The sequence below is a fragment of the Paraburkholderia lebeckiae genome (assembly GCF_050436225.1).
Classification (GTDB): Bacteria; Pseudomonadota; Gammaproteobacteria; order Burkholderiales; family Burkholderiaceae; genus Paraburkholderia; species Paraburkholderia tuberum.
This window is the reverse complement of record NZ_JBNDLU010000001.1, coordinates 2,758,990-2,778,870: the sequence shown is the minus strand read 5'-3', so window position 1 is coordinate 2,778,870 and position 19,881 is coordinate 2,758,990. Positions and strand designations below refer to the sequence as shown.

Sequence of the window (19,881 nt, the reverse complement as noted above, 5' to 3'; positions counted from 1 at the left end):
GCGTCCTCCTTAAACTTCGCGTGCAGCGAGTGGTTGCATCAGTTTCGATGGCAACTTGAATTCGACTTTTTCTTCACGGCCCGCCATCGTCGTGACATCGACGGGCCCCCATGCGCGTAGCGCATCGATTACGTTTTCGACCATTTCTTCGGGCGCCGACGCGCCGGCCGTGATGCCGACCGTGTGCACGTTGGCGAACCATTCGGGCTTCACTTCGGAGCCGTCGGCGACGAGGTAGCTCGCCACGCCGCTCTCGCTGCCGATTTCGCGTAGCCGGTTCGAGTTCGAGCTGTTGGTTGCGCCTACCACCAGCAGCACGTCGACCTCTTTGCTCAACTCGCGCACCGCCGCCTGGCGGTTCTGCGTTGCATAGCAGATGTCGCGCGTGTCGGGACCGACCATGTCGGTAAAGCGGCGCAGCAGCGCGTCGATGATGCCGCGCGTGTCATCGACCGACAACGTGGTTTGCGTCACGTAGGCGAGCGGCGCATCGACCGGCAACTCGAGTTTCGCGACTTCTGCCTCGCTCTGCACGAGCAACACCCGGCCGGGAATCTGGCCGATCGTGCCTTCCACTTCGGGATGGCCGGCGTGGCCGATCAGGATCAGCGTGCGGCCGGCGGCCACGTACTGACGACCCTGTACGTGCACCTTGGTCACGAGCGGGCAGGTCGCGTCGAGCACGTCGAGGCCGCGCGCTTCGGCATCACGTTCGACGGTTTGCGCAACACCATGCGCGCTGAATATCGCGACGGCACCTTGCGGCACTTCATCGAGTTCCTCGACGAAACGCGCGCCCTTCTGGCGCAGATTGTCGACCACGTGACGGTTATGGACAATCTCGTGGCGGACATACACCGGTGCGCCGTGTTGCTGTAACGCACGATCGACGATTTCGATTGCGCGGACAACGCCCGCACAAAAGCCGCGCGGCTGAGCAAGGATGACTCGCATAAGTTGGCGAACTCCGACTAACGCGGGTTTCGAAGAAGTCGTGAAACCGACTTTATCGCCGCGCCCATCTTGATTAGTTGACGTCTTGAGCCCCGGCGACCGGCCGGTACAGCAAAACCAAACGCGCATTCTAACGCTATCGGGGCCACTTTGCTTTTTGCTGCGGCCCGTGTGTTGGCCGCTTGCCGCAGCCGCTGGGCCGCGCGGACGACCGGGGCGGCGAGCGTTACGAAGATGTAAGGAGCCAGCGCGGGATTGCCTCGTAACGCGCCCGACCATGACCGCACACTGCACCGTCACGACGGAACCCTTAAACTACCGATCCTTGCCGCGGCGCGGACATCGCGCTGCATTACAGAATGGTTTCGAGGCTCGCTGGATGGACGTCGATCAGCACGAAAACTTTCCGATCGCGAGCGTGTTGCTGCCTAAGGCCCTACGCGCGCCTGTCGGTATTATCTATCAGGTCGTGCGCACTGCGGCCGATATCTCCGCCGAAGGCCAGTGGAGCGCCGCCGAGCGGCATGCCCGGCTGGCCGATTTCCGCGCCGGGCTCGACGCGATCGTGCAACGGCGCGCCGCGCCCGTGCATGCGCTGTTGTTCGGCAAGCTCGCTGGCGTGATCGCGCAATACGAGCTGCCGCTCGAACCGTTCTACGATCTGCTCGACGGCTGCGCGCAGGACATCGATACCAATCGCTATGCGGATCGCGCCGCGCTCGTCGACTATTGCCGCCGCTCGGCGCATCCGGTCGGGCATCTGCTGCTGCATCTGGTTGGCGCGGCGACGCCGCACAATCTTGCCGACGCCGACGCGATCTGCACAGCGTCGCAGCTGATCAGCTTCTGGCTCGACGTCGCCGCCGACTGGCAACGACAGCACATGTACCTGCCGCAAGCCGATTTGCGCCGCTTCGGCGTGACCGAGGCGCAGATTGCCGATGGTGTCGTCGACGATGCGTGGCGCGCGCTGATGGCGTATGAAATCGCGTTCGTACGCGCCACGCTGGTCCGCGGCGCACCGCTCGCGCTGCGCATGCCGGGGCGGCTCGGCATCGAGCTGTGCGGCGCGGTGCATGCAGGCTTTCGGTTTCTCGAGCGCATCGAGCGCGCGGATTACGATGTGTTCCGCGCGCGCCCGGTCCTCAATCTGTTCGACTGGTGCGTGGTGGCGGCGCGCACCCTGAAAATGCGACTATCCAGACGCGTCGGCATGGCGGCGCGCTCAATCGAGGGTAATGCTTAATGGCGGCGGTCCTGTTCATTCTTTCGTGTGTTTCCCTGCTGATCTGGTGCGTGCTGCTATTCGCGCGTGGCGGCTTCTGGCGCGCGCGCCCAGCCGCGCCGCTGGCCATCGCGGCACGCGACGCATGGCCGGCCGTCGCGGCCGTCGTACCGGCGCGCAATGAAGTCGACGTGATCGCCGAGGCGGTCACGTCGCTGCTCACGCAGGACTATGCAGGCGCGTTCCACGTGATCGTCGTCGACGATCACAGCACCGACGGCACCGCCGACGCCGCGCGTGCCGCAGCGCTGCGGCTGCAATGTCCGGAGCGCCTCACCGTGCTGAGCGCGAAGCCGTTGCCCCCGGGCTGGTCCGGCAAGGTGTGGGCGCAGTCGCAGGGCATCGAGGCGGTGCGCACGCTCGATCTGCCGGCCGAATTCCTGTTGCTGACCGATGCCGATATCGGCCATCCCGCCGAGGCGTTGACGCAGCTCGTCGCGCGCGCGGATGCCGAAAAGCGCGACCTCGTCTCGCTGATGGTCCGGCTGCGCTGCGATTCGCTCTGGGAAAAGGCGCTGATTCCGGCCTTCGTGTTCTTCTTCGCGAAGCTGTATCCGTTCGCGTGGGTCAACAATCCACGCAACCGCACCGCGGCCGCGGCGGGCGGCTGCATGCTGGTGCGCCGCGCGGCGCTCGAGGAAGCGGGCGGCATCGAATCGATTCGCGCGGAGCTGATCGACGATTGCAGTCTTGCCGCGCGCATCAAGCATCGTGGCACCGGCCGTCATCCGATCCGGCTCGATGTGGCGGCGAAGAGCGTGTCGCTGCGTCCCTACGACAGCTGGCGCGACATCTGGAACATGATCGCGCGCACCGCGTTCACGCAGCTGCGCTACTCGCCGCTACTGCTCGCGGGCACGCTCGTCGGCATGGCGATCATCTATCTGTTGCCGCCGGTCGCGGCGTTGATCCTCGGGCCGCTCGGCTGGCCGGCCTGGATTGCGTGGGCGGCGATGTGCTGCGCGTATGCGCCGATGCTCGTCTACTACCGGCGCTCACCGCTGTGGGCGCCGTTTCTGCCGCTCGTGGCGCTGTTCTATGTCGGCGCAACGTTCGCATCGGCGGTGCGCTACTGGCGTGGCAAGGGTGGGCAGTGGAAGGCGCGCGTGCAGGCACCAGTGCAGGAGCGCTGATGTCTGGCGATGGCCGAAGCGCTCGTCGGATGCAGAAGGCAGACGTAAAAAAAGCGGCTCCAGGCCGCTTTTTCTACGTAGCGCGTTTCATCACGCGTTCGTCAGCATCATGTACATCTGGATCACGATGTCCGGCGAGAACGTGAACGGCACCCAGCCGTGGCCGGTGTGGCGCATCACGAGCAAGCGATCGCCGTTCGACTGCTTCTGCACGGCCATCATCGGATTCTTCGTCGAGACGAATTGCCAGCCCGGCGGGATGCCTTGCGGCTGCTCCGGCGTCATCGACGCCCGTGCGTTCGACAGTTCCTCGATCAGCCGGCTGATCTGATCCGGGCGTAGCGCGACGGTCTGGTTGCCGATCGTCATCGTGATTTCGTCGCGCGCGGGGCGGTTGATTTCGAGCGTCGGCTGGAATTGCGGGGCGGCCGGCTTATCGATCGCTTCGGCGTTCGTTTCTGCGTTTGCTTCTGCGTTTGCTTCGGTGCTCGCGTGCTGTTCCGCTGCCGCTTGCGCCGCTGCTTCGTGCGCGGCATGCTCCACCGCTGCGGGCGATGCCGCAGCGTCAGCGCTTGTCTCGGGAGTGTTCTCGGCCTGCGTGGCCACGACAGCCTGAATGAGCTGGTCGACGCCCATTTCCAGCGCGCCGAGCTGTTCGTGAAGATTCATGCGAGGTTTCTCAGGTAGGACCCGCGATTTTACCTGCTGCGCGCGGGCTTGGACCCGTCGCCGGCGCGGGACTTGTAACAAAATGCTTACGGCCGCTGTTCAGCCCTTCACTTAACCGTGCACTTATCCCTTGATCACCGCTTCAGATACCCCGCCTGCCGGAACCATTCGAGCGCATCGGCGAGCCCCTCGCGATAAGGCCGCGCCCGATACCCCAGCTCGCGTTCCGCCTTCGCCGACGCGAAATACATCTTGTTCTTCGACATCTTCAGTCCGTCGACGGTGACGAAAGGTTCGCGCTTCGTGAATTTGGCGACCGCTTCCGCGCCTATCGCGAGCGGATACAACGGCCAGCGCGGCAGGCTCAGTGTCGGTGCCTTGCGGCCGGTCAACGCCGCGATATCGGCGAGCATCTGCTGCAACGGCAGATTTTCGCCGCCCAGAATATAGCGCTCGCCGATCTTGCCGCGTTCGAGCGCAAGGAAATGACCGGCGGCGACGTCGTCGACGTGCACGAGGTTCAGCCCCGTATCGACGAATGCGGGAATCTTGCCGAGCGCCGCCTCCAGAATGATGCGTCCGGTGGGCGTCGGTTTCACGTCGCGCGGGCCGATCGGCGTCGATGGATTGACGATCACCGCGGGCAGACCGTCCTCGGCGATCATGCGCTCGACCGCGCGCTCGGCGAGCACCTTGCTGCGCTTGTAGACGCCGATCGCCTGGTCGGCCCGAAGCGGCGAGGTTTCGTCGGCGGACTGGCCGGAGCTCGTCACCTTCAGCGTGGCGACGCTGCTCGTATACACGATGCGTTCCACACCTTCCTTCAACGCCGCGCGCATCGTCGCCTCGGTGCCTTCGAGATTCGCGCGCTCGATCTCGCCGGGGTCCGGCGCCCACAGCCGATAATCGGCGGCCACGTGCAGCAGATAGCGCACGCCGCGCAGCGCGTTGCGCATCGATGCTTCGTCGCGCATGTCGCCGACGACGATTTCCGCGTCGAGCGATTCGACGTTCTTGCGCGGACTCGTTGCGCGCACCAGCACTCGTACGCGAAAGCCCTTGCTCTGCGCGATGCGCGCCACCGACGAGCCGACGAAGCCCGACGCGCCGGTCACGAGCACGAGATCGCGATGCTGTTCGGTCATTCTGTTTCCATTTCCTGCGTGATGGTCGACGGATTGTACGTGGCGCGCGCAACGGATGGGCGTTCTCCAGCACGCTCGCCGCGACGCGACTAGAATGCCGGCTTGAAAGACTGTCAGGCATTAAAAGGAGGTAGCGGCATGGCCCCGGATCTGGATGAGCGGATCGAAACGTACTACGCGCGGGTGCGCGGCACCGTGCAGGGCGTTGGCTTTCGGCTTGCGACGGTGCGCCAGGCGCACGCGCTCGGCATCAAGGGATGGGTCGCGAATCGCGACGACGGTTCGGTCGAGGCGATGTTGCAGGGACCGGCCAATCAGATCGACCGGATGTTGTCGTGGCTGCGTCACGGACCGCCGGCGGCGCGCGTGACCGAAGTGAGAGGCGAGGAGCGCCCCACGGACAGGCGTTACGACCGCTTCGAGCAGCATTGAGCTCGAGCCGCGCGAGTTAAAAAAGCGGCGCGCCGACCAGAGGAGGGCGCGCCGCTTTTTCGTTTATGCCTTTATCGGCCGTTATTTGCCGCGTGGTCAGCGCCTACCGGGCCACCAATAAACTCTCCGCGAATCCCCACTCATCCTCGATCCATTGATGGCTGCACACGAAGCCGGCGCCATCGACGATCGCGGGCAATTCTTCCGCGCGATACTTGTGGCTGCTTTCGGTCCAGATCGTCTCGCCTTCCTTCAGCGACACCGTCAGCTTTGCGGCGCGCACGTGAGCGGTGATATCGCGCTTCGCGCGCAGATGCATCTCGATGCTGCGCGCGTCCGGATTGAAGCGCGCCACGTGCTCGAATTCATCGAGCGGAAAGTCGCCGTCGAGTTCGCGGTTGATGCGCGCGAGCAGGTTCAGATTGAATGACGCGGTTACGCCGATCGCGTCGTCGTAGGCTGCGACCAGCACCGGCGTGGGTTTGATCAGATCGGTGCCGAGCAGCAGCGCGTCGCCGGGCGCGAGCATGTTGCGGATCTCGCGCAGAAAGCGCGTCGCCGCGAGCCTGCCGAAGTTGCCGATCGTGCTGCCGAGAAACAGCACGAGCAAGCGGTCGCCGGGCGCGCGCTGCCGGCTCACTTCGGCGAGACCGGCCAGATAGTCGCGCTCATAACCGACGATCGAAATCCGCTCGATGTCACCGAGTTCGCGCCGGCACAACTGCAACGCGCTGCGCGAAATTTCAATCGGGCAGTAGGAAGTAGGGCGTTTTTTACACAGCGCCTCGAGAATGCGCCTCGTTTTACGGCCGCTGCCGCTGCCGAGTTCGGCGACCGTTACGTCATGCGGCAAATGCTCGACGATATCGGCCGCGTGCTTCGCGAGCAGACGTTCTTCGGCGCGCGTGACGCCATATTCGGGTAATACGGTAATCACTTCAAAAAGTGCGGAACCGACCTCGTCGTACAGATACTTCGACGGCAGCTCTTTTTGCGGCGTATGGGTGAGGCCGGCGTACACGTCGGCGGCGAAGGCGCGACGCAGTTCGGAAGGCGAGTTGCTGAGCGATAGGGCTGGCTGGGTCATGCTGGCTCCAGTAGTCACATTCGATGAGCGGGATTGCTGCCGGGCGGTGGCATGCGCGATGAAACGCAGTTGAGGCATGCCGTGGCGAGATGCGCGGGCGGTGATTCGTGGCGGCCTGACAGACTGCGCTCGAGGCTGCATTCGCCGACCCGGCTCGTGGGTGCTGCTCGTTGCGTGCCGCTGTGGACGTCGTTGTCGCGAGTGGTGCGGCCACAGCGTGCAAATCTTGGGTAGCAAGATTCGCGCGAGGCGAGGACGAACCGGAAATGGCTTCGCCGGCCGCGGCGCACGAAGTTATGTTCTAGTGCATCGACGCGCGACGCGCACGACTAATTGCAGCCGACTGACGAAAAAGCGCAATCCCGTCGGCGAATAACCCGTCTAGAATGCCCGTTTTCCTACGGTTTTGCACCGCCGCTTCAGAACAACAACGCAGCGTTTGCCGCTTTGCCCGCGTGGCCGCCTGCTCACGAGACATCATATTCATGACTACAACGAACGCCGCGAGCCTGCGTCGCGCGCCGCAAGCCCACGCGTCACACCGATCCCCGACCGCGCAATGAGTCACAACGACTTCAGGCGCGGGATCGCATTGTCGGTCGGCGCGTCGGCGATGTTCGCATTACTGTCCGCTTACGCGACGCTGCTGAAACCGCTTTCGGGCCTCGACATCTTCGCGTGGCGCATCGTGTGGACCGTGCCTGGCGCGCTGCTGCTCGTCGCGTTGCGCAAGCGACTGCCGATTCTGCGCGCGCTGGTTGTCCGAATGATGACGCAGCCGAAGCTCGGCGTCGCGATGATCGTGGCCGCGGGCTTGCTGGGCGCGCAGCTATGGCTGTTTCTGTGGGCGCCGCTGCATGGGCGCATGCTCGAAGTGTCGCTCGGCTATTTTCTGCTGCCGCTCGTGATGGTGCTGGTCGGGCGCTTCCACTATCACGAGCGGCTCGACGCGTTGCAGTGGCTCGCGGTCGCGTGCGCGGCGGCTGGCGTCGCCCACGAGCTGTGGGTGACGGGCGCGTTCTCGTGGCCGACGCTCGTCGTCGCGCTCGGTTATCCGCCTTATTTCGTGCTGCGTCGTCAGATCAATCAGGATTCGCTTGCGATGTTCACCGTCGAAATGGCATTGCTGCTGCCGGTGGCCGCCGTGTGCATTCTCGGTGGCGGCTCGCTGCAAGCAATCGCCGGACGCGCCGAAATGTGGTGTCTGCTATTGCCGGGCCTCGGTGCGTTGAGCACGCTCGCGCTCGCTTCGTATCTGAAGGCGAGCCGACTGCTGCCGGTCGCGTTGTTCGGCATTCTCGGCTACGTCGAGCCGGTGCTGCTCGTGTTCGTGTCGATCACGCTGCTGCGCGAAACGCTGAGCGTCGCGCAACTCGCGACCTATGTGCCGATCTGGATCGCCGTCGCGCTGACCGCGCTGCACAGCGTGCGCTTCGTTCGGTTCGCGTCGAACTGAACTACGGCGCTCGCTCAGCGATGCGCGTCGGGCCTACCTGTGCCTCGATCGCGTCGCGCAGCTCGGGACGCCAGCCGACACCGAACAGCGCTTCGGCGAGCACGAATAGCGGGCCGATCAACAGGCCGATCACGTCGTCGACGAATGCCGGCTTGCGATGTTCGTAGGCCACGTGGCCTACGAACTGGAACACCCAGCCGACCACGAACAGCCCAATGCCGGTCGCGAGCCACGCGAGCGTCGTTTGCGCGGCGATCCACTTGCCGAACGCGACGCAGAGCGCCGAGACGCAGGCCATCAGCACGCCGAGCGGCACGTCGAGCGCGAGGTAGTAGACGGTCACCGCCACGAACAGCAACCACGCGGGCGACAACGTGACCGGGAACATCCCGGCGCCAAATGACGGGCGGCTCAGCAACACCGCGAGCGCGAGCACGATCATCGGAATGCCGACGAAGTGCGTGGCGATATTGCGCCGGTCGCGATGGTAGGCCGCGTATTGCGTCAGTTGCTGCGTCAGCGTTCTCATCAGGGCCGCTCCTGTGTCAAAGTCAGCATAATCGAGGGCAGCGGATTTTCAAACCATCGGGTAGCCGACAATCAGCAACGATCGTCCACGGATACCGTCCATGACAGAGCGTTTTTCATCGAAGGAGCTTGCCGGGCTGCTCGAACGCGGCGCGAAACCACGCGCTGCGTTCGAGGCGATCGAGGAAGCCGCGCTATTGCCGGCCGCACCGCGTGTCGCGCGGCGCCTGTTGCTGATGGCGGGCGGCTATGGCGAACCCGGCGCATTGCGCTGCGTGCTGAAGGTCCCGCAGGAAGACCTGGCGATGATGCTCGCGTTGTCGCGGCAGACGATCAATCAGGTGCTCATGCACTTCGAGACGCAGGGCGCGTTGAAGCTGCGCTATGCGGAGATCGAAATCGTCGATGCCGACATGCTGCGTGAACAGTCTCTCGTCGAGCGCATTTAACGCGCGCTCGGGTGGCTGACGCGACGTTTCAATGGACCGATCGTCGCGGCGGGCAACGTGGTGAGCAGCATGTGCAACGTGAAGTGGAGATCTTCGCGCGCGATGTCGAGTTGCACGCGGTCTTCTTCGCGCACGGTTTCCGTGTTGACTACGTAGACGCCGAGCGGCGAATGAAGCAGTGCGCGCAACTGAGCGTGCGTCAGCGTCACGAGTAGAAGCGCGCGCGCCGACGGAAACGGAATGACGGTGCTGCGTTGAACCCGCTTGCTGGCAGGTTGCGGCGATAGCTTGTCGAGCGATTGGGTAAGAGCCATGTGATGCGGCGTTCGTGCAACGCGACGGTGAATTGGAACAATTCGAGAGTAGTCGTCCGCGAGTAAAGACGGTGCAAAAATTCGCGCGTCTGTCGGCAAAAAGATACGACGGCGAATGACACGCCGCATAGAAAAAAAGGCGAGTCGTAAGACTCGCCCTCCCTGAACGGCACAGTCCGGCTTCGATCAACTTCTATTTGAACAGCACCTGCATGGCCGGTCAGCGCCGAAACCGATCACGCGTTATTGCGTTTTGGTCGTGTCGGCTTGTGCGCCGTCGGCTTTCGCCGGGGCAGTGCTGGCCTCCTTCGCACTTTCCGTTTTAGTCTTCGCGGCGCTCGTTTCCACGGTGTGTTTGCCCGTGGATTTGTGGACCTTCTTCGTATGGGTGGAAGTCTTTTTCACGTGCTTTTGCGTAGCGCCTTCGGCGGGCGCTTTCGTTGCGGTCGCGCTGTCGTCCGTCGCGCCGGCTTGTACCGCGGTGCTCGCCTTCAGATTCGCCTGGCCGGCGGTCGGCAGCTGCGTGGTTTGCGCGGGTTGTGCGGCAGACGGTGCGGCCGTTTGAGCAAATGCGCTCGACACGAGCAGTGCGGAAGCAACAGCGGCGAAAAGCGTCTTCATGATGTGACTCCTGATTGAATCGGTGGATTCGTTTGTCGCGGCTGAATCATTTCAGCGCTGCCGGTTTAACGTAGGGCGGAATACAGGAGTTGACGCTGCGCTGGTGACAAAACGTAAGTAGTGCGTCAGCGCGGATACATGTTGCGACTCACAATGCGAATCCCCGCAAAGGCGCCAGGCTCAATGAAGACGCGACCGCGGTCTTGCCGAGCAATTGCGCTAAAGCTTCCGGCGAGACCGCTGGGCTAAACAGGAACCCCTGGGCCACCGTGCATCCGTGACGGACCAGAAACTCGCGCTGGACCTCGAGCTCGACCCCTTCAGCGACGACATCGAAGCTCAGCGTTTCAGCAATCGCGATGATGGCAAGCGACAGAGCTTCGAGTTCCTTGTCTCTGCCGATTTCGCAAACGAAGGCGCGATCGATCTTGATGCGGTCGACGCTAAAGCGTTTCAGATAGCTGAGGCTCGAATAACCCGTGCCGAAGTCGTCGATAGCGATGGACACACCGAGTTCGCGCAGTTCGGCAAAAGCCCGTTGCGCTTCTTCAGCGTTGCGCATCAACGTGCCCTCGGTGACTTCGAGCTCCAGCAGTTCGGCGGGCCAATGGGCATCGTCGAGTGCCGAGTGCACTACGCCTGGAAGGTCCGCGCGTTCGAGTTGAAGTGGCGAAACATTGACCGATATGCGCACGGGCGGAAGCCCCGAGCGTACCCATGCGCTCGCCTGCAGACACGCTTGCCGCAATACCCACGTGCCGATGCTCTGGATCAGACCGGTTTCTTCGGCAAGCGGGATGAAGACGGCCGGCGAGACTTCACCGAGTTCGTCGTCGTGCCACCGCAAAAGTGCCTCGGCACCGACGATGCATCCGGTTTTCATGTCGATTTGCGGCTGATACGCCAGATACAACTCATTGGCTTTCGCGGCGCGCCGCAGTCGCGTCGTGAGCCGCAACTTCTCGGCGGCCGCCCGGCTCAGCTCCGGTTCGTAGAATTGATAGCCGTTTCTCCCGCGCGATTTCGCCACGTACAACGCGGCATCGGCATTTCGCGTGAGCAGTTCCGGCTGGGCGCCGTCTTGTGGAAAAGTACTGACGCCGATGCTTGCTTCGAGATAAAGCTCGTGCTCGCCGATGCGATACGGCTCGCTCATCTCGTGAATCAGCGTGTCCAGCATTTCGGTGAGTTGCTTCGCGTCGGCCCGTTCCGCGACGATGACGAATTCATCCCCCCCGTAACGCGCGACGAAATCCGTCGCGCGCAGCAGACGCTGAAGCCTTCGCGCCACGGCCTGTAGCAACAAATCGCCAATGCGGTGTCCGAGCGAATCGTTGACGTCCTTGAAACGATCGAGATCGAGGAACAGGACGGAAACGTTCTGACCTGTCGCTGCCGCGCGTACGAGCGACTCTGAAAGATGTTCGCCGAGCAGCACCCGGTTCGGCAGATCGGTCAGTGCGTCGTATCTGGCTTGATGCTCGAGTCTTGTGAGCGAACGACGAAGATGCGCTCCGATGCGCCCGTTCCAGTGAATCAGCGAAAGCAGCAACAAGGCCGAAGCGACGCCGCAGCTCAACAGCATGCGCGTAAACCACTTCCCATCCAACGAGGATTGGCTGACGACTAAAGCGACCTTGGCGTCGGCCGCGAGTCGTACGTCGACGACCCGCTCGAGAACGCTATAGAAATAGGCGTCGATTTGTTCGAGTCTGGGGTCGCCCACTGCCACGCTGCCGGGTTGTTCCGCGATCTTGCGCGCAAGACCAAAGCTCAGCTCGCTAAGTCTGCCGATCATGTCGTCCAGATCCGACAGCCTCGATATGCATTCGTGATTCTCGCTGCAGCTCTCGCGCGCGTCGCGCGTCAACGCGAGCAGTTCCAGCATCGGAAAGCTATAAGCGGCGCGTTTGTAGAGCGGCACCGTTGCGATCGAGGTGTAGAGCGTCGCATGCTCATCGAGCATGACTTGCTGAACCTGGTCGAGGTCGTGGCGCAGCCGCCCGGAAGCCTGGATCGTCCGAAGCGAACTGTCCTGCTCGCTGCTCTGGCGGATTGCGAGGAAGGTACTCGTCGCAATGACAGCGAGAATGGCAAGTACGGCTATGACAGTACCGGCTTTGCGCGTTGCTTCCTGTCCCAAGGCCCTTCCCTTTCCGTCAACCCGGCGCGGGCGAACACCGACCCGCCCGGATAGTGAATGTTTAGGTGGCTGCATGACTTGCCTTAGGGCTCCGGATCTGCCTGTAACGGCGCGCTATGGGTCTGCTTATCCACCTATCGATCGGCAAATTCCACGCGGTTGCGCCCGCTTCGCTTGGCGCGGTACAGAGCCGCATCGGCGAGGCCATATGCGGTGTCGAAACAGGTTCCAACCTCGTTGATGCTGACGCCAAAGCTGGCCGTGATGCGGCGCTCGACGGATGGAACGACCAGCGAGTCACTGATGGCTTCTCGCATGCGCTCGGCAAGAATGGCACCGCTGGCCGGTTCATGACCGGGCAGCAGCACGGTGAACTCCTCACCGCCCACTCGGCCGATGAAGCCTTGTTCCCCGACGATTCTGCGCAGACAATCGACGACCCCCGAAATGACCGCGTCTCCGGTGGGGTGGCCGTAGTCGTCGTTGATCCGCTTGAATTCGTCGATGTCGAGGATGATCATCACCGCGCTACTGATGCGCAAGATCTTGGTGGTCCGTTCGATCACGGCGCTGCGGTTCAGTACGCCCGTCAACGCGTCGTGCGATGCGCGATACGCCAACTGCTGGGCCAGCACCTGCATCTCGCGTTCAGCCCGGTCGCTGCGGCCGATCAGGCGCCGTGTCTCGCGCATCAGGCGCTGGAAGTGCTCGATGAGTTCGCCCAACGACTGGCGATACTGCGCGGGGTCCGCATCGATGATCGAATGCATGGCCCGAGCCTTTGCCAGCGCGGTGCTCTCGTTCTGGAACAGATCGGGTGCGCCGCCCGAGGACACGTCAAGGGAAGAGGTCGAACGCACTTTACTTTCCCTGCTGCGCAATGGGACGATCGGTGAACTCGATCGCGCGGAAATCGGCTTTCAGTTCTTCGCCGAATTCGGCAATGGTCTCGTCTTCCTCGTCGCGATACCAGTTCATCGACACGCGGGTTCCCGATTCCGCCGCCTGATCGAGCGCGTCGAAGATGCTGAACAGCATTTTGGTACTCGAGCTATTGAAGTACGTCAGCGCGACGTCGATAGTGATCTCGGCCCCGGCGTTCGCGGCGAGGTATTTGCGCATCTGCTCGATGATCGGCGCGTAAAAGGCGGCTGCGTTTTCGGGGTAGGACTCTCCCCTGATCGACAACGCGTGTTGGTCGAAGCGAAAATCGACTTCGGGCGACGTCGTCGTCGCGGGGATGTGTAGGTTTTCCATTGTTCGTGTGCCTTCCTGCTCAGATGATGGCCATGAGGCAAAACAGCGTGGTGCCCGGTTCGTCGGCACGCGGATGAAAAGCGAATTCAAGCGGCGCGCTCGCATCGCGCGCCATCGTCAGGAAACCGAGCCCGGCGCCCTTGCTGTCTTTCGGAGCATCGGTGCGCAATGAAACCTTGTACGCTTGCTTGATTTCTTCGAGTGACATGTTGCGCAGAGGCTCCAACCTGCTTCGCAGGTCCTCGACTTCGGCGGTCGCGATGGGATTGACGCACAACATTACGTGATGTTCGCCGTGCCTGGAGATGCAGACCGCGCCCTCGCGTATCTCGCCTGCCCGTTCGCCACCGGGCTCCAGCGCGTTCGACGAGTAATGAACGATGTTCTGTGCCAGTTCGATAAAGGACGAGAAGAGTTTGCGGCGAGTAGGACCGCTGACGCCGGCGACTTCGAGCTGCAGTTTCACGACTTCGCCCATCGACGCGACGATGTTATGGGAGAAGTAGCCCTTGTGATAGAAGAGCACGTTGCGCCGCTGCGCGAGTTCGAAAAAGGCGCTGTCTTGTTCTAGTAGTTGGGACATTCTGGGAATTCGTTAAATGCGGGCACAGAAAAGCGTGACGTCATCACGGCGCGGTTGCTTGCCTTGCCACTCCGCGAGCGCGAGCCGGACGCGCTCGCAAATCGTCGCCGGGGTTTCGGCGCGGTTTTCGAGTATCAGGTCGAGCGCACGGCGCCGGCCGAAAGAAATGTTGCGCGGGCCGCCGATCTGATCGGCGAGGCCGTCGGTATAGATGAACAGCAGGCTACCCGCCGTGACCGGATTCGATCGCAAGGTCCACGCATAGTCGGCGCGACTGTCCACATAACCGACACCCATGCGGTCAGCGCAGATCGTTTCGAACTCCGCGGCATCGGGCGACAGGATGTGCAGAGCGATCCTCGCGCCGGCAAAATGCAGCATGCTCTCCGTGGCGTCGAACCAGAAGAATGCGGTATCCAGACCGTCGTTGGATTGGGTTCCTTCGTCGGCACTGTTCACTTGCCCAAGCAAGCCCTTGACGTTTCGATTGACGGCCGCCAGTAGCGCGGCGGGGTCGCGCGGACCGATCTGTTCGAGCGCCTTCGACAGTGACGCCGAAGCAAGCAAGGTCATGAAGGCGCCCGGCACGCCATGTCCGGTGCAATCGGCAACAGCGCCAAACCAGCCGCTTGGAAAGGCCGCGAAATGATAGAAGTCGCCGCCGACGACGTCGCGAGGTTCCCAGACCATCGCCGCGTCGCGCAGCTTCATCGACAGGGTCTCGCTGGAAGCACGCAACATGGCGCGCTGTATCACGCTGGCGTACTCGATACTCTGCATGATCTGGCGGTTCTTCTCCGCCTGCATTTCCGCGACCGCACTGATAAGCTGCAGACCACTGCCGAGACCCGAGAAGAGTCCGTCACGCGTCACGATGAAACCATCGACCAGCGCTTTTTCTCCGGCCTCGACGGTCCTGAACGTCAGCGCTTCGATGCTCACGTCGGCGTCGACGATGAGCGGTTCCTTGTCCATGAACGCGATGCAACTCTTCTTGTCGTAAAGCTCTCGATGGAACGGCTTGCTCATTTGCGACATGAAGATATCGCGGTTGATCAGGCCGATGGGACGCTGGTCATCGATGACAGCGAGACTCTGCATGTCGCGGCGCGCCGAGAAGATCTCCATGACCACGGAGTTGGGATCTTCAACGTCTACGGATGGAACTTTCTGGCACAAGTCTCCGGCAGTGCGCGGATTACCCTGTGCGGAAGAACGGCGAAATCTCGAGAACGCAGCATGCATGGCGACGCCAGTCGATGTATGAGGAAACCTCGCACGCTAAGGTTTCTCTATGTACATTATGTGACAGAGAGGAGGCGATCCGCTCTATTGGCGCGAGATTAGAAAACTGGCGGTCACGCAAAGGTTTGCGTGACCGACATGAGTAAAACTTGCGATCTGCGAGGTTGCGCAAATGCAACGCCGCCCAATCCGTTATTGAAACGGGTTCTGCACGGTACCCGGTTTGGCATCCGGCTCGTCCTGCACCTTTGCCGGTAAATCCTTCTGCGCCTGCAGTCTCGCGACGATCGCATCGAGCGCTTCCTTCAGCGCGAGCGCCGCCTTCAGTCCGCGTTGATCGCGCGTCAATTCGAGCGTGCCGTTCAGCACGACACGCGTCGTGCCATTGCTGAGCGTGAGCGCATCGCCTTGAATGTTGAATACGTCGTCATCGTTCGAATAGGGCTTAAACACCTTTCAGTCCTCCTGGCCGCTGGTCCTTGAGGTTGTCCGGAATGCCCGGAAAGCGGATGCCCGACATTGCTTCGAGTTCGTGAATCGTGCGGATGTCGTAGCGGTTGGTCGCTACATTATCAACCACGACTGCGAAAGCCAGTTGACGCGACGGCACGTAGACGACCTTGTACAACTGGGTGGGCACGAACACGCGCGTCGGTCCGATCGTCTGCAATTGCTGGCCGGTGAACAGCGGTCCGGTGACGACGTACGTGTCGTCGTAGGCGAGTGCGATCTTGCGCACGGCTGTTTCGATGCGTGCCCACAATCGTTGGTTGTTCTGTCGATTTTGCGGCACGATGTTCGCGAGCGAGAACGATTGCGCCATCGCCTCGTCGTTCCACCGATTACCCGCCGGACTCATATGACCGCGATCGAAGCCGCTGCGTTTGTAGTCGGCGAGTGTCGCGCCTTCGCCTTCGGGAAGACGCGCGTCTTCGAAGAACTTGTTGGTGCGCACCATGTCCTTCGCTTCTTCGATGTGCTCACGCGTCAGATGCTCGGCAGACCACAGCGGACCGTGCGTGATACCCGAATGCAGCACCGCGAAATCGCTATAACAAAGCAGGCGCGTTTTTGGCGCCATCTTCTGGTTGGTGAGGACGGGCCATTGCGCATTCGGCGTGAATCCGGCGCAGGCAGGCGCCGCGCTCGCATGAGCGGCGACGGCGAGTAACAGACAGGCAAGCCACTTCTTCATGTGTCGGTGGTTCGATGAACGGGGACGCAAGTATAGCGTCGTGGCCCGCATCGAGCGGCTGCGAAATGCGAATCGAAGGAAGGGAACTTGAAACGGCAGAGGCGGCGTGCGCCGGACAAAAAAATGGGCCGCTTTGCAGCGACCCGAATGCGTGGACTTCCGAATCTACGCACGCAATCTTAAGAAGGTCTTAAGGCGTGCGCTATCGCGGCACGTTATGTTCGATTGCGCACGAACAGATTTACGCGTCCGAACAGGGCTCGCGCACTGAGCCGGAAGTTTCGACCGGAAAAGAGAAGCGCGACGAATCGCGCCAGAACTTAATTACCGAACACGCTGTTTTCAGCGCGCACTTTTTGACGATCCACCGCCTGCAAACGCCAGAAGCCGCTAGTCGCCTTGCGTGTTTGCAGCGCGGTCCATGCAGCGGCGCCTTGCGCGGCGCTCACTCGCTCTTTGCGGTCGACGTGCAGACCGCGCAACGTACAGAGCGGCGCGTCGGCGCTCGGTGCGCACAGCGTGGTCACGCCGTTTTCGTCGCGCAGTTCGCCCCATGGGGGCAGGTCGATCCCTTGATGCGCTTCTCTGGACCACCGATGTTCATCGGTATCGAGCCAGAGCACAGCGTAATCATGGCTTACGGTGGGATCGGAACCGTTAATCAGGATGGTCAGTCGCATATCAGTTCCGTTCATAAATTGCGAAGCGCTTTATCAGTCTAGGCGGCGCGGCGCTTTATGCAAGACAAAGGCATGACGTGCGAATGGAAAATCAAGTCGCCAAAAGGTGTGGCGAGGTACGGTGAATCCTTACTGCGCCGCGGCGTACGCGATATGCATGCAGTAACGACCACATGCAGACCGCGAGCCGCGGCAAATCAACGCAGCCGGGAGGCGCTCAAGCGAGATCGAGCGAAGCGGTCAAATCGCCGAGCGGCGCGAGTCCGTTGCTTGCGAAAGCGTTGTCGCGGGCGACCACGCCATCGAGCGGCGCGAGTCCATGCACACGGCTAATGAAACGCAGAATCGAATTCGTGTCGTACACCGTGTGATCGACATAACCCTTCTTCGCCAGCGGCGAGATCACGAGCGCGGGAACGCGCGAACCCGGCCCCCAGCGATCGCCGATCGGCGGCGCGACGTGGTCCCACCAACCGCCGTTCTCGTCGACGGTGACGATCACGACCGTGTTCTGCCATTGCGGGCCGCGCTGGATGTGCTCGATCAGCGTCGCGATGTGACGGTCGCCCGAGGCGACGTCCGCATAGCCAGCGTGCATGTTCAGGTCGCCCTGCGGTTTATAGAACGTCACGGTCGGCAAACGTCCCGCGTCGATGTCGGCAATCAGGCGATTGGTGGACGCGTCGTTGCCCATGCCGCCGTCGCGCAGATAGCGGCGGCGCGCGGCGGTGCCCGGCGCGTAATTGGCGAAGTAGTTAAACGGCTGATGGTGGTACTGGAAGTCGGGCATCGACCCGGTATCGCGATGATCGAGCGCGAATTGCCACGCGCCGCTGTACCACGCCCAGTCGATGCCCTTGCCGGTCAGCCGGTCGCCGATCGTCGCGTAATTCTGCGGCGGCATCACCCGCGGGTTCGACGGATCCGCGAAAGCCGGGTCGCCGCCTTCGGCCGGACGCACGCTGCTCGGCTGATACGGCGGCGCCATCGTGTTGACTGCGTAGCCGTCGGCGGTGAAGGCGCCGTCATTGACGAACTTCGGTGGACCGTCGAGCGCCGACGCGGGCGAATTGGGCGCGAGCTTCAAACGGGTGCCGGTCGGATCGTCGCCTTCCACGACCGACACCATCTTCTGCGCCGGACTGTTGTGGATGTCCGGATAGTAGGGCGCCTGCGCCGAGATCAGGAAGATATGGTTCAGCCACGAGCCGCCGAAGGCGGCCATGAAGAAGTTGTCGCACAGGGTGTACTGCTGCGCGAGATTCCACAGACGCAGCGTGTCGGCGGAATTGCGGTAGTGCCCCATCACAAGGCCGCCGGAATCGCCCCACGCGGCGAACTGGTTGTTGCGCCCTGCGTTGATCTGCATCTGGTTCTGATAGAAGCGATGGATGAGGTCGCGCGTGATCACGCCGGTCGGCAGCGGCGCGCCGTGCGCATCGACGATGCGGAACGGCCGGTTGTGCAGATGATCGAGATCGTTTTCGCCGATCATGTAGCGCTTGCCGTCCACTTCCTGCGCCTGCGGCACGAGCCCGCCCCAGATCGCCGGCAGCCGCGGCAGCGGCGTCTTGCCATCGCGGTCGAGCTGGAGGTATTGCTCGGCGGTGACCGCGTCGAGCGGATGCTGCACGCCCGGGTAGTTGCCGTACAGGTTCGCGAAGCTGCGATTCTCCGCGTAGATCACCACGATGTTCTTCACCTGATCGTGCAGCGCAGCGTCGAGCCGCAAGTCGGCGGCGCTGCGCGGCGGCCCGTTGCCCGCGAGTCCCTCGCCTGTTTTGCAGCCGGTCAGCGCAAGGCCGAGGCCGACCGCCGCGAGACCGGTCAGGACGCGCCGGCGTTCGGGATCGTCGGGGGCGTCGTTGGTGTTATCGATTGAATCGGGGTTGTCCAGTTTCGGTGGCAGGTGAGGATCGTGGTCGGTCATCGGTGAGTTCCGAAGGAGACGTGACGGTCGCATCGGCGCCGCTCGAAGCGGCGCGCGCGACACCGGTTACGGGTCCGCCGAGGTCGGCAGGCCTCGCGGCTTTACGGCAGCCGACGCTTCGCGCGCCAGCTGTGATGCGTGGCGTCGACGGCCAATAGTAGCCAGTGCCGTGCGTCGATCGGATGACGTTTTTGCGTCGCATAACGGTGCTGCGCCTTTCGCCGTTGATAGGCATCTCTGATGAGAAGCGCTGTGCGTTAGAGCGCTTTGCGATATACCACGAAGCCGGACTTATCCGCGACCTTGTCATAGAGCTGCATCGCGGTGTGATTCGTCTCGTGCGTCTGCCAGTAGACGCGTTGCGCACCGTCGGCTCTTGCGCGCGCATAGACGGCCTCGATCAGCGCACGGCCGACACCCTTGCCGCGCTCGCTATCGAGCGTGTACAGGTCCTGCAGATAGCAGATCGGCCCCGCCATCGTCGTATGACGGTGATAGAGAAAATGCACGATGCCCTGCAATTGCCCGGCGCATTCCGCGACGAATGCATGCATCGGCTCGTAGCCGTCGAAAAAGCGATTCCACGTGATTTGCGTGATCTCGCGCGGCAACGCGGTCTCGCCCGAGCGGCCATAAAACGCGTTGTAGGCGTCCCATAGCGGCAACCATGCATCGAAATCGTCACGGGTGACGGCGCGAATCTGCAGCGGGGCGGACATGTGGACGGCTCCTTTGGAAAGCTGTGGAACCGCCAGCATAAAAAATTTGCGACGCG

General features: G+C 62.5%; 22 protein-coding genes and 1 pseudogene. 6 read left to right on the top strand and 17 right to left on the bottom strand.

Going from position 1 to position 19,881, the window contains the following annotated elements; translation table 11 throughout:
• Positions 1–9 precede the first annotated feature (9 nt).
• Positions 10–954, bottom strand: a complete 945-nt coding sequence (gene ispH, locus OKW45_RS13050) for a 4-hydroxy-3-methylbut-2-enyl diphosphate reductase (RefSeq protein WP_018423995.1) — start codon at positions 952–954, stop codon at positions 10–12.
• A gap of 379 nt (positions 955–1,333) precedes the next feature.
• On the opposite strand from ispH, the gene hpnC reads away from it, so the two are divergent.
• Both hpnC and OKW45_RS13040 read left to right on the top strand, forming a co-directional pair.
• Positions 1,334–2,200 (top strand): squalene synthase HpnC, encoded by an 867-nt coding sequence (gene hpnC, locus OKW45_RS13045; RefSeq protein ID WP_429468662.1) that lies wholly within the window; start codon positions 1,334–1,336, stop codon positions 2,198–2,200.
• Positions 2,200–3,372, top strand: coding sequence for a glycosyltransferase (locus OKW45_RS13040; RefSeq protein ID WP_429468659.1), 1,173 nt, complete (start codon positions 2,200–2,202; stop codon positions 3,370–3,372). The genes hpnC and OKW45_RS13040 overlap by 1 nt, the downstream gene beginning before the upstream one ends.
• 90 nt (positions 3,373–3,462) lie before the next feature.
• Here the strand turns inward: OKW45_RS13040 and OKW45_RS13035 are convergent, their stop codons facing one another.
• Both OKW45_RS13035 and hpnA read right to left on the bottom strand, forming a co-directional pair.
• Positions 3,463–4,041 carry a hypothetical protein gene (locus OKW45_RS13035; RefSeq protein ID WP_018423992.1) on the bottom strand — a complete coding sequence of 193 codons (579 nt, stop codon included), beginning with the start codon at positions 4,039–4,041 and terminating at the stop codon, positions 3,463–3,465.
• Between the two features lie 134 nt (positions 4,042–4,175).
• Positions 4,176–5,186 (bottom strand): hopanoid-associated sugar epimerase, encoded by a 1,011-nt coding sequence (gene hpnA, locus OKW45_RS13030; RefSeq protein ID WP_429468657.1) that lies wholly within the window; start codon positions 5,184–5,186, stop codon positions 4,176–4,178.
• Positions 5,187–5,324: 138 nt separating this feature from the next.
• Here hpnA and OKW45_RS13025 point away from each other — a divergent pair, with 138 nt between their 5' ends.
• Positions 5,325–5,618 carry an acylphosphatase gene (locus tag OKW45_RS13025; RefSeq protein ID WP_018423990.1) on the top strand — a complete coding sequence of 98 codons (294 nt, stop codon included), beginning with the start codon at positions 5,325–5,327 and terminating at the stop codon, positions 5,616–5,618.
• Positions 5,619–5,721: 103 nt separating this feature from the next.
• Here the strand turns inward: OKW45_RS13025 and egtD are convergent, their stop codons facing one another.
• Positions 5,722–6,705 carry an L-histidine N(alpha)-methyltransferase gene (egtD, locus tag OKW45_RS13020; protein ID WP_018423989.1) on the bottom strand — a complete coding sequence of 328 codons (984 nt, stop codon included), beginning with the start codon at positions 6,703–6,705 and terminating at the stop codon, positions 5,722–5,724.
• Positions 6,706–7,264: 559 nt separating this feature from the next.
• Between egtD and rarD the strand changes: the two genes are divergently transcribed.
• On the top strand, positions 7,265–8,161 hold the full coding sequence (gene rarD, locus OKW45_RS13015) for an EamA family transporter RarD (protein ID WP_429468654.1): 897 nt from the start codon (positions 7,265–7,267) through the stop codon (positions 8,159–8,161).
• A 1-nt stretch (position 8,162) separates the two neighbouring features.
• Here the strand turns inward: rarD and OKW45_RS13010 are convergent, their stop codons facing one another.
• Complete coding sequence (locus OKW45_RS13010) at positions 8,163–8,690, bottom strand: Mpo1 family 2-hydroxy fatty acid dioxygenase (protein ID WP_429468651.1); 528 nt, start codon at positions 8,688–8,690, stop codon at positions 8,163–8,165.
• Positions 8,691–8,844: 154 nt separating this feature from the next.
• Here OKW45_RS13010 and OKW45_RS13005 point away from each other — a divergent pair.
• A pseudogene (locus tag OKW45_RS13005) lies at positions 8,845–9,138 on the top strand (helix-turn-helix domain-containing protein); the annotation flags it as partial.
• Here OKW45_RS13005 and OKW45_RS13000 read toward each other — a convergent pair.
• The 3 genes from OKW45_RS13000 to OKW45_RS12990 all read right to left on the bottom strand — a co-directional run bounded on the left by OKW45_RS13000 (position 9,135) and on the right by OKW45_RS12990 (position 12,039).
• On the bottom strand, positions 9,135–9,452 hold the full coding sequence (locus OKW45_RS13000) for a hypothetical protein (protein WP_429468649.1): 318 nt from the start codon (positions 9,450–9,452) through the stop codon (positions 9,135–9,137). The pseudogene OKW45_RS13005 and the gene OKW45_RS13000 sit on opposite strands and share 4 nt — an antisense overlap.
• A gap of 243 nt (positions 9,453–9,695) precedes the next feature.
• Positions 9,696–10,073, bottom strand: coding sequence for a hypothetical protein (locus tag OKW45_RS12995; RefSeq protein ID WP_429468647.1), 378 nt, complete (start codon positions 10,071–10,073; stop codon positions 9,696–9,698).
• Positions 10,074–10,221: 148 nt separating this feature from the next.
• Positions 10,222–12,039 carry a putative bifunctional diguanylate cyclase/phosphodiesterase gene (locus tag OKW45_RS12990; RefSeq protein ID WP_429468645.1) on the bottom strand — a complete coding sequence of 606 codons (1,818 nt, stop codon included), beginning with the start codon at positions 12,037–12,039 and terminating at the stop codon, positions 10,222–10,224.
• Here OKW45_RS12990 and OKW45_RS12985 point away from each other — a divergent pair.
• Entirely contained in the window at positions 12,025–12,270 is a 246-nt protein-coding gene (locus OKW45_RS12985; RefSeq protein ID WP_239499235.1) for a hypothetical protein, read from the top strand. The two genes, OKW45_RS12990 and OKW45_RS12985, sit on opposite strands and share 15 nt — an antisense overlap.
• Before the next feature lie 80 nt (positions 12,271–12,350).
• On the opposite strand, the gene OKW45_RS12980 is transcribed toward OKW45_RS12985, so the two are convergent.
• From OKW45_RS12980 to OKW45_RS12940, 9 genes are all read right to left on the bottom strand, one after another.
• Positions 12,351–13,076, bottom strand: a complete 726-nt coding sequence (locus OKW45_RS12980; protein WP_429468643.1) for a GGDEF domain-containing protein — start codon at positions 13,074–13,076, stop codon at positions 12,351–12,353.
• Between the two features lies 1 nt (position 13,077).
• Positions 13,078–13,473, bottom strand: coding sequence for a DUF1987 domain-containing protein (locus OKW45_RS12975; RefSeq protein WP_018423981.1), 396 nt, complete (start codon positions 13,471–13,473; stop codon positions 13,078–13,080).
• Positions 13,474–13,492: 19 nt separating this feature from the next.
• A complete protein-coding gene (locus tag OKW45_RS12970) occupies positions 13,493–14,056 on the bottom strand; it encodes a SiaB family protein kinase (RefSeq protein WP_090808073.1) in 564 nt (187 codons plus the stop codon).
• Positions 14,057–14,068: 12 nt separating this feature from the next.
• On the bottom strand, positions 14,069–15,184 hold the full coding sequence (locus OKW45_RS12965) for a SpoIIE family protein phosphatase (protein ID WP_429468641.1): 1,116 nt from the start codon (positions 15,182–15,184) through the stop codon (positions 14,069–14,071).
• Positions 15,185–15,493: 309 nt separating this feature from the next.
• The gene (locus OKW45_RS12960) at positions 15,494–15,754 is read right to left on the bottom strand and encodes a hypothetical protein (RefSeq protein ID WP_429468638.1); all 261 of its coding nucleotides are present in this window, start codon (positions 15,752–15,754) and stop codon (positions 15,494–15,496) included.
• Complete coding sequence (locus OKW45_RS12955) at positions 15,747–16,496, bottom strand: DNA/RNA non-specific endonuclease (RefSeq protein ID WP_429468636.1); 750 nt, start codon at positions 16,494–16,496, stop codon at positions 15,747–15,749. The genes OKW45_RS12960 and OKW45_RS12955 overlap by 8 nt, the downstream gene beginning before the upstream one ends.
• Before the next feature lie 320 nt (positions 16,497–16,816).
• Entirely contained in the window at positions 16,817–17,176 is a 360-nt protein-coding gene (locus OKW45_RS12950) for a DUF3564 domain-containing protein (protein ID WP_184004683.1), read from the bottom strand.
• Positions 17,177–17,393: 217 nt separating this feature from the next.
• Positions 17,394–19,106: an acid phosphatase gene (locus OKW45_RS12945; protein ID WP_429468633.1), complete on the bottom strand. Its 1,713-nt coding sequence runs from the start codon at positions 19,104–19,106 to the stop codon at positions 17,394–17,396.
• A gap of 257 nt (positions 19,107–19,363) precedes the next feature.
• A complete protein-coding gene (locus tag OKW45_RS12940) occupies positions 19,364–19,825 on the bottom strand; it encodes a GNAT family N-acetyltransferase (protein WP_429468631.1) in 462 nt (153 codons plus the stop codon).
• Positions 19,826–19,881 lie beyond the last annotated feature (56 nt).

What these genes read in the sequence shown, in the direction of transcription:
- egtD (WP_018423989.1), bottom strand. Translation starts at nt 6,705, where the DNA reads ATGACCCAGCCAGCCCTATCGCTCAGCAACTCGCCTTCCGAACTGCGT.
- OKW45_RS12965 (WP_429468641.1), bottom strand. Translation starts at nt 15,184, where the DNA reads ATGGAGATCTTCTCGGCGCGCCGCGACATGCAGAGTCTCGCTGTCATC.
- OKW45_RS13025 (WP_018423990.1), top strand. Translation starts at nt 5,325, where the DNA reads ATGGCCCCGGATCTGGATGAGCGGATCGAAACGTACTACGCGCGGGTG.
- OKW45_RS13010 (WP_429468651.1), bottom strand. Translation starts at nt 8,690, where the DNA reads ATGAGAACGCTGACGCAGCAACTGACGCAATACGCGGCCTACCATCGC.
- OKW45_RS12970 (WP_090808073.1), bottom strand. Translation starts at nt 14,056, where the DNA reads ATGTCCCAACTACTAGAACAAGACAGCGCCTTTTTCGAACTCGCGCAG.
- OKW45_RS12995 (WP_429468647.1), bottom strand. Translation starts at nt 10,073, where the DNA reads ATGAAGACGCTTTTCGCCGCTGTTGCTTCCGCACTGCTCGTGTCGAGC.
- OKW45_RS12950 (WP_184004683.1), bottom strand. Translation starts at nt 17,176, where the DNA reads ATGCGACTGACCATCCTGATTAACGGTTCCGATCCCACCGTAAGCCAT.
- rarD (WP_429468654.1), top strand. Translation starts at nt 7,265, where the DNA reads ATGAGTCACAACGACTTCAGGCGCGGGATCGCATTGTCGGTCGGCGCG.
- OKW45_RS13035 (WP_018423992.1), bottom strand. Translation starts at nt 4,041, where the DNA reads ATGAATCTTCACGAACAGCTCGGCGCGCTGGAAATGGGCGTCGACCAG.
- OKW45_RS12985 (WP_239499235.1), top strand. Translation starts at nt 12,025, where the DNA reads ATGCTCATCGAGCATGACTTGCTGAACCTGGTCGAGGTCGTGGCGCAG.
- OKW45_RS13000 (WP_429468649.1), bottom strand. Translation starts at nt 9,452, where the DNA reads ATGGCTCTTACCCAATCGCTCGACAAGCTATCGCCGCAACCTGCCAGC.
- OKW45_RS12990 (WP_429468645.1), bottom strand. Translation starts at nt 12,039, where the DNA reads ATGCTCGATGAGCATGCGACGCTCTACACCTCGATCGCAACGGTGCCG.
- OKW45_RS13040 (WP_429468659.1), top strand. Translation starts at nt 2,200, where the DNA reads ATGGCGGCGGTCCTGTTCATTCTTTCGTGTGTTTCCCTGCTGATCTGG.
- OKW45_RS12945 (WP_429468633.1), bottom strand. Translation starts at nt 19,106, where the DNA reads ATGACCGACCACGATCCTCACCTGCCACCGAAACTGGACAACCCCGAT.
- OKW45_RS12955 (WP_429468636.1), bottom strand. Translation starts at nt 16,496, where the DNA reads ATGAAGAAGTGGCTTGCCTGTCTGTTACTCGCCGTCGCCGCTCATGCG.
- hpnA (WP_429468657.1), bottom strand. Translation starts at nt 5,186, where the DNA reads ATGACCGAACAGCATCGCGATCTCGTGCTCGTGACCGGCGCGTCGGGC.
- OKW45_RS12940 (WP_429468631.1), bottom strand. Translation starts at nt 19,825, where the DNA reads ATGTCCGCCCCGCTGCAGATTCGCGCCGTCACCCGTGACGATTTCGAT.
- hpnC (WP_429468662.1), top strand. Translation starts at nt 1,334, where the DNA reads ATGGACGTCGATCAGCACGAAAACTTTCCGATCGCGAGCGTGTTGCTG.
- OKW45_RS12975 (WP_018423981.1), bottom strand. Translation starts at nt 13,473, where the DNA reads ATGGAAAACCTACACATCCCCGCGACGACGACGTCGCCCGAAGTCGAT.
- ispH (WP_018423995.1), bottom strand. Translation starts at nt 954, where the DNA reads ATGCGAGTCATCCTTGCTCAGCCGCGCGGCTTTTGTGCGGGCGTTGTC.